The organism is Neptunicella marina, from assembly GCF_014270035.1.
Taxonomy (GTDB): Bacteria; Pseudomonadota; Gammaproteobacteria; order Enterobacterales; family Alteromonadaceae; genus Neptunicella; species Neptunicella marina.
This window is the reverse complement of record NZ_JACNEP010000029.1, coordinates 1-12,910: the sequence shown is the minus strand read 5'-3', so window position 1 is coordinate 12,910 and position 12,910 is coordinate 1. Positions and strand designations below refer to the sequence as shown.

Genomic DNA, 12,910 nt, shown 5'->3' with positions numbered 1-12,910 from the left:
CTAGCGAGGGTTGCTGTGCGAACACCGCCTATGCCATATCGTCTATTGAGACTGGCTGATGTTTGTGGGTAATCAGGTAAACTTTTTATCTTTACTACACTAACTTAGTGTGTGTTATAATATCAACACATATATAAAGGTAACATTTCGCTTTTTTAAATCAAACAACCATCGTCGTCTGGCGTTAAAAAGAGCAAACCGTAAAATTCATTTACGCAGACAGTTCTTTTATAACCGTGAGTTTTTTAATCAGGACGATTTTTTACCGTCCAGTCGCCCAGCTAAACGCTAATCCGTTTTAAGGCTTTTTTCTGCGCGCGTCTGCGGCGGAAAAAAGCCGATATCAATTCACTACATTCAGACTCAAGCACTCCACTAGTCACTTCAATCTGATGATTTAACTTATCGTGGCGTAACAGATCCATAATACTGCCGGCACAACCGGTTTTTAAATCAGAAGCGCCAAAGACCAGTCTGTCGATGCGACTATGTACCAACAAACCTGCGCACATCGGACACGGCTCCAATGTCACATATAGCGTTGTGCCTGGCAGGCGATAATTTCCAATAGCTCTGGCGCCATCCCGGATAGCAAGCATCTCTGCATGAGCAGACGGATCATCTAAAGAGATAGGTTGATTCCACCCTTCACCAATAAGCTGATTATCCTGAATCAGTACAGCCCCAACCGGAATTTCATTTTGTTGTTCTGCCTTGCGTGCACGCAACAAGGCTTGCAGCATCCAAAAACGGTCAGTGGCAAGTAATTCTGTGAAATAAGGACTATTTAAACGCATGTAAAACCGATAAAAAGTTGGTTAAATTGGCAAAATATTGGTAAATATAGCAAGATTAAGCACTATACTACCAAGCATAAAATAGCTATAACATGTTGAAAAGTATAACGATTTAAATTGTGGTCAGGGAATTGCTATATGCTTCGTATAACCACAACGCACATGCCAAAACGCAAACATAACCGTTAAACAAGGACATTGCGTTAAGCATACCATTTTAAAGGAAAAATTATGAATTTAACGCCTATTGCCATTATCGCTATTATCTTCTGGGGTACAGCGGAAATCATTAAACAAATTAAAAAGAAAAACCCGGCAGCAGAAGCACAAAATGATCCTGAAATTATGAATCAAATAGCTGCATTAAAAGAACGCGTTGAAACACTGGAAAAAATCGTTACCGATGATGGATATGACCTCAAAAAGCAATTTAAGTCGCTTTAATTACCACTCAAACAACGCTCCATTAAAGGAATAACAGTGAAATTTAAAAGTCTATTAGCTGCGGCAATCCTGATTATATGCGGTGTCATAATGTATAACCGTTTAGGTGACTTAGCTTACAAACTGGGGTTTATTGAAATAAGCCAGCAAACTATTTTGCAAAATACCGATAAACAGCAGGTAAAGTGCAGGATGTTTGCATGGGGATTTGTGGATGAAATAAGGCTTCATAACAACTATCAAAAATGCATCAGTAACTATGAGCAACAAGGTTATAAAACAGTCAATATTGTAAACCACAGTAAAGTTACAAACACGAATTGAGTTCTTACTTAATTAACATACATAATTAAAAAGGCATTGTTATAACAATGCCTTCAGGCTTAAATCGCTGGCGTCAGATTATACTCACGCGAATATTCAAAATAGCTTTTTAATTTACGTTGTTTAACGCCTCCCGGTACCCCATCTTTTTCTATCAGCTCATCGTCGTCACAACCTTAAGCCCTGCATCCAAAACTGGCTGAGGTCACTGGCAGAAATATGAGATGAAGGTAACCGCGGTTCAGGCTGTTGTGAAAAAATTTGATTCGCTAACTGCCTTCCCACCAATTGAGCGGCAGAGGTTTTGGCATTTCTCTGTTGATAGAAAGTTCGAAGGACAACCTCCAGTTCAGCGTTTTCTGTCAGTAATCTGACAAGGTGCCATGCATCTTCCAACGCCTGACATGCACCCTGCCCGGAGGTCGGCAACGCAGCATGAGCAGCATCCCCTATAATGACAACATTGTCTTTATGCCAGTAAGGCAAAGGATCTATATCATGAACAAAAATGCGGTTCACTGACGTTCTGTCACAGTACTGCAGCACATTTTGCACGGGTTGCGGCCAGTGCTGAAAGCGACGACATAGCTCGTCATACCAATATTGCTGCGGCGGGTTGTTGTCGATTGGGCTCTTCCAGGCGCCCGCCCAGTAACACCACTCATCATTTACCGGCACAATTCCAAACCGTTGCCCTAAACCGCGAAAGTCACAAATGGTATTATCCAGAGTATGCTTTCGCTGCCTGCTTATTCCTATAATATTCAAAAAGCCATGATATTCAGGTGTCACCTTATTCTCAAACAATGACTCACGCACAACTGAACTCATTCTTCCGTCAGCTCCAACAACCAGATCATGCTGCTCAGCTAACTCCGTCACCTTTGCTGCTGTAATTGAGCAATCAAACCTAATCTCCACCCCAAGATCATTTAACAACCCGGCCAGTACATTCATCAGGTCACGCCGCAATACTGACACACTGATAAAACCGCACAACGAGTTTACAGTTGCAATATCAAACTCAGTTTGCAGATTTCCATGCCGGTCAAACTGACACATCAGCTGCGGTGCGCCACCCAGTTTCTCCATCTCCTTGCCCAGTCCCATTTGATGCATCACAAACATCGCATTGGGCCATAAGGTCACTCCGGCTCCCATCGACGAAATTTTACTGTAACGTTCAAACAAAGTGACCTGATATCCCCGCTTTGTGGCAAGTATTGCCAGCGCCATCCCGGCCACCCCGGCACCCACTATGGCAATCCGCTTAGTTCTGCTCATTAACTCTCTCCTGATCATAAAACCTGGCAGAGATGGTAGTGAAAGCCCAATTTGTGATAAATATGGTTTTATTACTTTATTAATCTCATAATTTGGGATAATTGATGATAGAAAAAATCGAACTCCAATGGTTGTTTTGCTTTCAGGCCGTTTATGAAAAACTGAGCTTTAAGCTTGCCGCACAGCAACTTCAGTTGCCTGTATCCAATGTCAGTCGGCATGTTGCTTTGCTGGAGCAACAACTTAATGTGCGCTTGCTGGAGCGTACAACTCGAAAGATGATTCCAACGCCAGCCGGTAAGCAGTTGTACCAATCCATCACACCACTGACACAGGCCATGGATCATTCCCTTGATGAATTATCCCAGACAGCAGATACGTTATCCGGTCACCTGAAAATTATGACACCGGATCTGCCCTTTATGGCTGACATTCTGGCAGACTTTTGCATCAGGCATCCGCAATTAAAACTCAGCTGTGACACCCAGCTAGACCCAACAGAAGGACTACTGGAAGGATTCGATCTGGTATTACGTTTTGGTCGTGGATCACTGCAAGATTCCAGCTGGGTCGCCAGAGAAATTCTGCGCTGGTCAAGTTGTGTGGTAGCGGCTCCAAAATTGCTGGAACGCCATCCCTCCCCCCAATCGCTGGATGAACTAAAGAAAGCCCCCTGTATTACCAGTATGTCGGTTCTTAAAGGCATGCCCTGGCGCTTTAAGCATGATCAAACCGTACATGTCAGTTCCAGTTACAAAGTTAACAGCGGCCACATGGCCAAAGCCGCAGCATTGAAAGGGCTTGGTTTCGCTATTATGCCGCTGCATGCCTGTCAGTCAGAGATAGATAACGGCTCCCTGATTAAAATTGATTGTCATCGTGAACCGGAAGATCTGGTGTTATACGCGTTTTATTCCGGTAGAAAATATCCACAGGTTAAAACCAAAGCGTTTCTTGAACATTTGCAGTCGGCGATTACTAATTTGCATGACCACTAACAGACTTATGCATTTTTAATTTAGCTATCACACAGTTGTGTCAAAAACCAAAAAAGTCCGCAGTTACGCGGACTTTTTGCTTATGCTGTGGCTGTTATTACCGGAAAACTATTCCCACTCAATGGTTGCCGGTGGTTTGCCCGAAATATCATATACCACACGTGAAATACCATCGATTTCGTTGATAATGCGGTTGGAGACTTTACCCAGAAAATCATAAGGTAAATGTGCCCAAATCGCGGTCATAAAGTCAATGGTTTCAACCGCCCGCAAGCTTACCACCCAGTCATATTTACGTGCATCCCCCATGACACCAACAGAGCGTACCGGCAGGAACACGGTAAAGGCTTGTGATACCTTGTGGTACAAATCGGCAGCGTGCAATTCTTCAATGAAAATCGCATCGGCACGACGCAGTAAATCACAGTATTCTTTTTTCACTTCACCTAATACACGTACACCTAAACCCGGCCCGGGGAAAGGATGGCGGTATAACATGTCATAAGGTAAACCCAGCTCCAGACCCACTTTACGAACTTCATCTTTAAACAGTTCACGCAGTGGCTCAACCAGCCCCATTTTCATGTCTTCCGGCAATCCGCCCACATTGTGGTGAGATTTAATCACGTGCGCTTTACCGGTAGCAGAGCCCGCAGACTCAATCACGTCCGGATAAATAGTGCCCTGTGCTAACCATTTGGCATTGGCCAGTTTTTTCGATTCTTCATCGAATACTTCAACAAACACACGACCAATGATTTTACGTTTAGCTTCAGGATCAGCTTCACCGGCTAAGGCGCTTAAGAAACGTTGCTCGGCATCCACTTTGATAATATTCAGACCAAAGTGATCACCAAACATATCCATCACCTGCTGGCCTTCGTTTAAACGCAATAAACCGTTATCAACAAATACACAGGTTAAGTTTTTGCCAATGGCGCGGTGCATCAACATGGCAACTACCGATGAGTCGACACCACCGGATAAACCTAAAATAACCTCATCGTCACCCACTTTTTGTTTGATGCGTTCAACCGCATCTTCGATGATTTTGGCAGGTGTCCATAAGGTTTCACAGTGACAGATGTCTTTAACAAAATGTGTTAATAATCGCTGTCCCTGACGTGTGTGGGTTACTTCCGGATGGAATTGTACACCATAGAATTGTTTATCCAGATTAGCCATTGCCGCATGAGGACAACTGCCAGTTTGCGCCACAGTTTGAAATCCGGCCGGGATTTCAATCACTTTATCACCGTGACTCATCCACACATCCAGCATGGCATTGCCGTTATCGCCGATATGATCTTCAATATTGGCTAACAGCGGCACCGACTCTAAAACTTCAACACTGGCATAACCAAATTCACGCATATCCGAGCCCTGAACTTTGCCGCCCAGTTGCTCAGCCATGGTTTGCATGCCATAACAAATACCCAATACCGGCACACCGGCATTAAATACATATTCAGGTGCACGTGGTGAATTGGCTTCGGTAACCGACTCAGGGCCGCCAGATAAAATAATACCGTTTGGAGCAAATTCACGGATTTGCTCTTCAGTCACATCCCACGCCCACAACTCACAATACACGCCAATTTCACGTACGCGACGTGCAATTAACTGAGTATATTGGGAGCCAAAATCAAGGATCAAAATACGCTGGTCATGAATATTTGTGGTCATTGCGATTTCCAACTGAAATAAAAAATAAGGCTGACAACCTGTGTCAGCCCATGAAGTTTAGCTTTTAAGCTGATTACCCTAAGCGGTAGTTTGGTGCTTCTTTGGTGATAGTCACATCGTGTACATGTGATTCACCCATACCGGCTGCGGTGACTTTTACAAACATAGGTTTGGTATTCATTTCGGTAATGGTGGCACAACCGGTCAATCCCATCGCAGAGCGAATACCGCCGACTTGCTGGTGAATGATGTTAGCGATTGGGCCTTTGTAGGCTACACGACCTTCAATGCCTTCAGGCACCAGTTTTTCGGCTTCATTGCTGTCCTGGAAATAACGATCCGATGAACCATGGCTTTGGTTCATTGCCCCCAGCGAGCCCATTCCGCGGTAAGATTTGTAATAACGTCCCTGATACAATTCCACTTCACCCGGTGCTTCTTCGGTACCGGCTAACATACTGCCTACCATCACACAGCTTGCGCCAGCCACTAAGGCTTTAGAAATATCACCAGAGAAACGGATACCACCATCAGCGATAACTGGAATATCACGATCTTTTAAGGCTTCAACCGCATCAGAAATAGCGGTAATTTGTGGTACACCACAACCGGTTACTATACGGGTGGTACAAATAGAACCCGGGCCAATGCCCACTTTAACTGCATCTACGCCGGCATCGGCCAATGCTAACGCACCTTCTCCTGTTGCCACGTTTCCTGCAATTAACTGCACATCGGGGAAGTTTTGACGTACCCATTTAACCCGGTCGATAACACCTTGTGAGTGACCATGTGACGTATCCACCAACAATACGTCAACACCGGCTTCAACCAGCAATTTAATGCGCTCGTCGGTACCGGCGCCTACGCCAACAGCTGCACCCACACGCAAACGACCTAATTCGTCTTTACAGGCGTTTGGTTTGCTTTCGGCTTTTTGGAAATCTTTAACGGTAATTAAACCGGTTAGTTTGAAGTTGTCATCAACCACCAGAATTTTTTCGATGCGATTTTCATGCATCAAATCAAGTACCTGATCCGAAGTTGCACCTTCAGTCACTGTGACCAAATCGTCTTTTTGTGTCATCACAGACGAGATAGCCAAATCCAGTTTGTTTTCAAAACGAAGATCACGACCGGTTACAATACCGACTAAATTGTTGTCGCTATCTACCACCGGGAAACCAGAATAACCAAGACGTTTGCTTAAGGCATTAACTTCGCCGATGGTAGCATCCGGAGTAACAGTCACTGGATCCGATACTACACCGGATTCGTATTTTTTAACCTGACGTACATGCTCTGCCTGTTGTTCAGCAGTCATGTTTTTATGAATAAAGCCGATACCCCCTTCCTGCGCTAATGCAATCGCTAAACGCGCTTCGGTTACCGTATCCATGGCAGCAGACACCATAGGAATATTCAGTTCAACTTTACGGGTTAAGCGGGTTTTTAAACTAGCGGTATGGGGTAATATCGTTGAGTGACCGGGCACTAACAATACATCATCAAAAGTAAGGGCTTCTTTAGCGATCCGTAACATGCAACGACACCTCTGTATGGAGAATTAGTTGCGGCGGGATTGTAGCGGGTTTGCCTTATCAGGTAAACTGAAATCATTCATCAAACGGGTAAAATTTTCACCCTGTCAGTATTTTAAGGCGAGTATGTCAGCCCATCAGCAAAATGTGTTTACCGTCAGTAAACTGAATCGATTATCCCGCACCATTTTAGAAAGTGAAATTGGCACCATATGGGTATCGGCGGAAATCTCAAATTTTGTCAAAGCAAGCTCCGGCCACTGGTACTTCACCTTAAAAGACAAAAACGCGCAAATCCGTGCCGCGATGTTTAAAGGCAGTAATCGTTTTGTTAATCCGGCCCCCAAAGAAGGTGAGCAGGTTTTAGTGCGCGCCAACATCAGCTTATATGAACCGCGCGGTGACTATCAGTTGATTGTGGAAAAAATGCAGTCTGGCGGTGAGGGACTACTTAAACAGCAATTTGAACAATTAAAAAACCGTCTGCATGCCGAAGGTTTATTTGACCCCAGTTATAAAAAGCCACTGCCACACACCATTAAGCGGGTTGGTATTATTACGTCCGCCACCGGCGCGGCACTGCACGACATGTTAACCGTACTTAATCGCCGTTCTCCGCAAACCCAAATTGTGATTTATCCCACTCAGGTTCAGGGGCAAATCGCTACCGCACAAATTGTCGCCACTATTGAGAAGGCTAATTTCCGTAATGAAGTAGATGTATTGCTGGTTGGTCGTGGTGGTGGTTCACTGGAGGATTTATGGTGTTTTAATCAGGAATCTGTTGCGCGCGCTATATTTGCTTCAAACATTCCCGTTATCAGTGCCGTCGGCCACGAAGTGGACGTGACCATTGCCGATTTTGTTGCCGACTTGCGCGCCCCGACGCCTTCTGCCGCAGCAGAGCTGGTCAGTCAGGATCAGCGAGAGCAGGTAAATAATATTATCAAGTTGCAACAGCGCTTAACTCAGGCAACACAGCAACAGTTGCAGCGCAAATTTCACCAGTTGAATATCAGTGAACATCAGTTACAAAAACATCATCCTGCTGCGCGATTAAAACAACAATCACAACAAATTGACCATCTGCAACTGGCGATGCATGCAGCCATGCAGCGCATATTGCATAACAGTCATAAACGTAATGAAGCTCTTACTAATCGCTTAAGCCAGCAAAATCCGCAACATACCGTAGCAATGGCAAATCGTCAGCTCAGCCACTTAACCACCAATTTACAACATGCGATGCAGCACCGATTAAAACTGAAACAACAACAACTGGCAGAGCAAGCGCACTTATTGAATACCTTAAGCCCACTTACCACCCTCACACGTGGATTTAGCATTACACTCACTAACGGTAAGGTGCTTAAAAAGGCAGACGATGTAAAAAGTGGCGACCAACTCACGACCCGTTTGGCCGAAGGCGAAATCAACAGCACGGTCAATTAACAACTCGCTTTGTATCAATTCAATATAAAATGTAACAAGGTTTAGCTACGCCCCCACTTTGTCGGCAAAGCTTGTTACACTCGGCTCTGATTAACTTTCCGGACAGTCTTATGCAGTTTAAAAAACCTCTGTTGGTGCTAAGTATTATTAGTTTATTTGCAGCACCAGTGGCCCTTAGAGCACAGCAATCACCATCAACGCAATCCACTGCCGATAACACCGCCAACGCAGTACTTAAATCAGGTGTTGATCAGGAAGCGCTGGATCGCAGCACTCGTCCACAGGATGACTTTTATCAGTTTGCTAATGGCGGTTGGTTAAATGCCACCACTATTCCCGACATTTACAACGGCTACAGCATTTACCACGAAGTGTATGAAGATGCAGAAAAAACGCTGCGCAGCATCATAGAAGACTCGGCCAAAGCAACCAATGCACCCGGCTCAGAAGCACAAAAAGTCGGTGACATGTATGCCAGCTGGATGGATCAGGCGACGGTAGAAGCCAAAGGATTATCCCCGTTAAATGACGATTTAAATCATATAAATGCAATTAACGACACCACGTCCCTTACTCGTGAAATGGCACGTTTTATTAGCATGAAAGTAGATATGCCGTTTGGCATTTATGTGCAGCCCAACCTGAAAAAAGCCGATGAATACGCCGCTTATTTTTATCAGGATGGATTAACCCTGCCCGACCGCGATTATTATCTGGCTACCGACAATAAAACCTTTATCGAAGTGCGTGATGCACTACCGGCCTTTATTAAAAGCATGCTGGGTTTTATCGATAAAGATGTGACGGATGCCAGAGCCCAAGCGGTATTTGATTTGGAAACTCAGCTGGCAACCCACCAGTGGAGCAAGGTGGAAAACCGTAACGACGAAAAAACCTATAATCCTTATTCTGTCGATAAACTTGCTGAATTAGGGGATACCACCCAGTGGTCACCGTTACTGGCCACGCTGGGCTTACCTGATGTAGAGCAGGTCATTATCAGCCAGCCCAGTTATTTTAAAGCGCTGGATAAGTTGCTGGCCAGCACACCAGTTAGCGTATGGCAGGATTACCTGCGTTATAAGCTGATCACCAGTTATGCCAGTAGCTTAACCAAAGCAGTCGATGATGCCAATTTCGCATTTATGAGCCAGAAGCTGCGAGGTCAAAGCAAACAACAACCGCGCTGGAAACGTGGTGTATCGCTGATTAACGGATCATTAGGCGAAGCCGTTGGCAAACTGTATGTGGAAAAACGTTTCCCGGCAGCCGCCAAAGACAAAATGCAAAAACTGGTGGGCAATGTTTTAAATGAATTTGAAATCAGCATTGATCAGCTCGACTGGATGAGTGATACCACCAAACAAGCCGCCAAAGTTAAATTATCAAAATTTAATGCCAAAATTGGTTACCCGGATCACTGGCGTGATTATTCAGCGCTAACCATTACCAAAGGCGATCACCTGGGTAATGTAAAACGCGTGCGCAGCTTCGACTATCAGCGTGAAGTCAGTAAGCTGGGCAAACCGATTGATAAACACGAATGGTTTATGACACCACAAACCGTCAATGCCTATTACGATCCCACTCAAAACGAAATTGTGTTCCCGGCTGCACGTTTGCAACCACCGTTTTTCCAGTTAAGCGCAGATGATGCCATTAACTATGGTGCTATCGGTGGCGTGATCGGCCATGAAGTCAGCCACGGTTTTGATGACAGCGGCAGCAAATATGATGGTGACGGCAATTTACGAAACTGGTGGACCGAGCAGGACCGTAAGGCATTTGATGACCGCACCAAACTGTTAGTTGAACAGTTTAATCAGTACACGCCAGTTGAAGGCATGCACATAAACGGCGAACTGACCCTGGGTGAAAACATTGGTGATTTAGTCGGTGTGACCATGGCCTATAAAGCCTATTTACGCAGTTTGGATGGCAAAGCCGCGCCTGTGATTGATGGTTTTACTGGCCCACAGCGCTTTTTTATTGGTTATGCCATGTCGCGTAAAGGCAAATACAAACATGAAACCGAAGTCAGCCGTTTGGCATCGGATCCACATTCACCACTTAAATACCGCGTAAACGGTATTTATCCAAACATTCCGGGCTTCTACAAAGCCTTTAATGTCAAACAGGGTGATGGCATGTGGATTGATCCGGATAAACGCGTCAGCCTCTGGTAAGACCATAAAGGAGCCGCTTGGCTCCTTTTTTATATCCGGCTTTATTACCCGGCAATGATGTTTTTTTACACAGTCTTTACTTTGCAATGGGCACTGAATTTTCTAGGGTTAGGGGTTAATTAAATAAAAGGTGAGTTCATCGCCTTGCCACTAACAAGAGGAAATATATGTTCCCGCGCAAAACAATATTGGCGTTAAGCCTGCTAACTACCCTGCCAGCACTGGCGGCCACTCAAACCGTTACTCCAATGACGCCCGATGGCGTTGCCAGTTACGAAACCATTCGCCCACAAGCGGATTTTATTAAGCGTGTGGACATGATCCCAATGCGTGATGGCACCAAACTGTATACGGTAACCATCATGAAAAAAGGCACCAAAAACGCGCCAATTTTGTTAAGCCGTTCACCTTACAATGCCGAACACGATGCCAAACGCACTGGCAGTCAGTCGATAACCGAAGTCACGGCGGTGATGGATGATGATTTTCTTGAAGATAACTACATTCGGGTGTATCAGGATATCCGCGGTATGTACCACTCAGAGGGCGATTACGTCACAAACCGCCCCATCAGCGGCCCGTTAAACGACACCGGCATTGATGAATCCACCGATGCCTACGACACCATCGACTGGCTGGTAAAACACACACCAGAATCCAACGGCAAAGTGGGCATAGTTGGTTCCTCTTATTTAGGTTTTACCACACTGATGGCGGAAATTAACCCGCACCCGGCACTTAAAGCCGCCGTGCCACAAAGCCCGATGGTTGACGGCTGGATCGGGGATGACTGGTTCCACAACGGCGCATTTCGCAATAACAGTATCAGTTATGCGGTTGGACAAAGTACCGACCACGGTCATGGCAAAATCGCCATTGGTTTTGAAGACGATTACAACCGCTTTTTAAACGCCGGTTCCAGTGGTGATTTCATCAAACAATGGGGTTTTGAAAAATTCCCCTTTATCCAAAAGTTGGTGCAAAACCCGGCTTATACCGATTTCTGGTCGCTGCAGGCGGTAGATAAAATCATGGCCAAAGAGCCACTTAAAGTCCCTACTATGTTAGTGGTCGGTCAGTGGGATCAGGAAGACTCTTATGGCGCACCCGCGGTATACAAAGCCATGGAGCCCAAAGATAAAAATAACGATATGGTGTCACTGGTAATTGGTCCATGGCGTCATTCGGGGGTGAACCACTACGGCTACAATCTGGGCGATTTAAATTTCACCGGCGATACCGCCAAAGAATTCCGTGTGAAATACATGAAGCCGTTTTTTGACCACTACCTAAAAGGCGCGCCCGATCCACACACGCCACCGGTACTAACCTATGCCACCGGCATTAATCAGTGGCAAGTATCCCAGCAATGGCCAGCTGGCACCGATAAAAAACTGTACCTGCAAGCCAACAATGGCCTCAGCTTTGATGCACCGAAAAAAGCCAACAAAGCCCATGATGAATATGTATCAGATCCGGCCAAACCTGTACCCTTTGTGCCGCGCCCAGTGCATCTGGATGACGCCAGACAATGGAAACCCTGGTTAGTGCAGGATCAGCGTTTTGCCTCCAGCCGCCCGGATGTACTGGTATATCAGTCCGGAGCACTGGATAAAGCGATTCATATCAAAGGCGCACCTATGGTGGATTTATTTGCCGCCACCAGCGGCACCGATGGTGACTTTGTGGTCAAGTTAATTGATGTGTACCCCAACACCACCAGCGAAGGCTTAGTGCAAGGCGCGATGGAAGAAAGCTTGGCCGGATTTGAACTGCCGATTGGCATCGAGATATTCCGTGGCCGTTATGTGCATGGCTTTGACAAACCCGCGCCACTAAAACCAGGCAAAATCGAAGAATATAAATTCGGCCTGCCGAATGTGGATCACGTGTTCCTGCCCGGCCATAAGCTGATGGTACAAGTACAATCCAGCTTGTTCCCGCTGTACGACAGAAACCCACAGACCTACGTGGATAATATTTTCTGGGCCAAACCACAGGATTATAAAAAGGCCAATATTAGCGTTTACCACTCAGCGAAAGCACCATCATCGGTGAGTTTACCGATAGTGGAGTAAGCGCTGCTTAGCAACGTTATTGTTAAAAAAGGAGCCGTTGGCTTAATGCCGATCAGTTAAGAAGTTGACATTCGGCATAAGAGGATCAAAATCCGATGATCGTAAGGTCATCGGATTTTT

10 protein-coding genes are annotated in these 12,910 nt (G+C 45.5%); 6 read left to right on the top strand and 4 right to left on the bottom strand.

Features of this window, described 5'->3' with window-relative positions; all coding sequences use genetic code 11:
• Nucleotides 1-281: 281 nt before the first annotated feature.
• Nucleotides 282-797, bottom strand: coding sequence for a tRNA adenosine(34) deaminase TadA (tadA, locus tag H8B19_RS18540; RefSeq protein WP_186508608.1), 516 nt, complete (start codon nt 795-797; stop codon nt 282-284).
• A 231-nt stretch (nt 798-1,028) separates the two neighbouring features.
• Between tadA and H8B19_RS18535 the strand changes: the two genes are divergently transcribed.
• Nucleotides 1,029-1,241 (top strand): hypothetical protein, encoded by a 213-nt coding sequence (locus H8B19_RS18535; RefSeq protein WP_186508606.1) that lies wholly within the window; start codon nt 1,029-1,031, stop codon nt 1,239-1,241.
• Nucleotides 1,242-1,277: 36 nt separating this feature from the next.
• Nucleotides 1,278-1,565: a hypothetical protein gene (locus H8B19_RS18530; RefSeq protein ID WP_186508604.1), complete on the top strand. Its 288-nt coding sequence runs from the start codon at nt 1,278-1,280 to the stop codon at nt 1,563-1,565.
• 168 nt (nt 1,566-1,733) lie between these two features.
• Here the strand turns inward: H8B19_RS18530 and H8B19_RS18525 are convergent, their stop codons facing one another.
• On the bottom strand, nt 1,734-2,849 hold the full coding sequence (locus H8B19_RS18525) for an FAD-dependent oxidoreductase (protein ID WP_186508602.1): 1,116 nt from the start codon (nt 2,847-2,849) through the stop codon (nt 1,734-1,736).
• A gap of 104 nt (nt 2,850-2,953) precedes the next feature.
• On the opposite strand from H8B19_RS18525, the gene H8B19_RS18520 reads away from it, so the two are divergent.
• Nucleotides 2,954-3,847: a LysR family transcriptional regulator gene (locus tag H8B19_RS18520; protein ID WP_186508599.1), complete on the top strand. Its 894-nt coding sequence runs from the start codon at nt 2,954-2,956 to the stop codon at nt 3,845-3,847.
• 108 nt (nt 3,848-3,955) lie between these two features.
• Here H8B19_RS18520 and guaA read toward each other — a convergent pair whose 3' ends face one another.
• Together guaA and guaB are read right to left on the bottom strand one after the other, a co-directional pair.
• Nucleotides 3,956-5,533 (bottom strand): glutamine-hydrolyzing GMP synthase, encoded by a 1,578-nt coding sequence (guaA, locus tag H8B19_RS18515; RefSeq protein WP_186508597.1) that lies wholly within the window; start codon nt 5,531-5,533, stop codon nt 3,956-3,958.
• A 73-nt stretch (nt 5,534-5,606) separates the two neighbouring features.
• Nucleotides 5,607-7,076, bottom strand: coding sequence for an IMP dehydrogenase (guaB, locus tag H8B19_RS18510; RefSeq protein ID WP_186508595.1), 1,470 nt, complete (start codon nt 7,074-7,076; stop codon nt 5,607-5,609).
• Between the two features lie 124 nt (nt 7,077-7,200).
• On the opposite strand from guaB, the gene xseA reads away from it, so the two are divergent.
• The 3 genes from xseA (at nt 7,201) to H8B19_RS18495 (ending at nt 12,790) form a co-directional block, all read left to right on the top strand.
• Nucleotides 7,201-8,526: an exodeoxyribonuclease VII large subunit gene (xseA, locus tag H8B19_RS18505; protein WP_186508593.1), complete on the top strand. Its 1,326-nt coding sequence runs from the start codon at nt 7,201-7,203 to the stop codon at nt 8,524-8,526.
• A 110-nt stretch (nt 8,527-8,636) separates the two neighbouring features.
• Complete coding sequence (locus H8B19_RS18500) at nt 8,637-10,712, top strand: M13 family metallopeptidase (RefSeq protein ID WP_186508590.1); 2,076 nt, start codon at nt 8,637-8,639, stop codon at nt 10,710-10,712.
• 167 nt (nt 10,713-10,879) lie between these two features.
• Nucleotides 10,880-12,790, top strand: a complete 1,911-nt coding sequence (locus H8B19_RS18495) for a CocE/NonD family hydrolase (protein WP_186508588.1) — start codon at nt 10,880-10,882, stop codon at nt 12,788-12,790.
• Nucleotides 12,791-12,910 lie beyond the last annotated feature (120 nt).